The organism is Pseudarthrobacter sp. AL07 (genome assembly GCF_029960665.1).
In the GTDB taxonomy this organism is placed as follows: domain Bacteria; phylum Actinomycetota; class Actinomycetes; order Actinomycetales; family Micrococcaceae; genus Arthrobacter.
In genome coordinates this window covers 1-545 of record NZ_JASBRB010000092.1, presented here as the reverse complement: position 1 = coordinate 545, position 545 = coordinate 1, and the positions used below count along the sequence as shown (strand labels likewise).

Annotated in this window: 1 pseudogene; it reads left to right on the top strand. The window is 64.0% G+C overall.

The window, feature by feature from the left end:
- Nucleotides 1-545 (top strand): annotated as a pseudogene (locus QK290_RS18545) (glycine dehydrogenase (aminomethyl-transferring)); the annotation flags it as partial.

The following is a 545-nucleotide window of genomic DNA, read 5'->3' as shown; positions in this document are numbered from 1 at the left end:
GATCGGCATATCGGTGCGCGCCGCCAGGCCGATGTTGACACCATGCTCAAGGCCGTCGGCTATGACAGTGTTGACGGCCTCGTGGACGTTGCCGTCCCCGACTCCATCCGGCAGGCCAAGCCGCTGGCCCTCGAGGATGCCCTGAGTGAGGTTGAGGTTCTTGCCGCTTTGCGGAAGCTGGCTTCGAAGAATAAGACGGCTGTGCAGATGATCGGGCAGGGTTATTACGACACGGTGACGCCTGCGGTGATCCGCCGGAACATCCTGGAGGCCCCGGCCTGGTACACCGCGTATACCCCGTACCAGCCGGAGATTTCGCAGGGCCGGTTGGAGGCGTTGCTGAATTTTCAGACCATGGTCCAGGACCTGGTGGGCCTGCCGATCGCGAACGCGTCGCTGCTGGATGAAGCCACCGCGGTGGCTGAGGCGGTGCTGATGATGCGCCGGGCGAATAAGAACAAGGAGGCCCGGGATGGCAAGACGGTCCTGGATGGGGATTGCCTGCCGCAGACCATCGCGATCGTGAAGGGCCGCGCCGAGGCCCT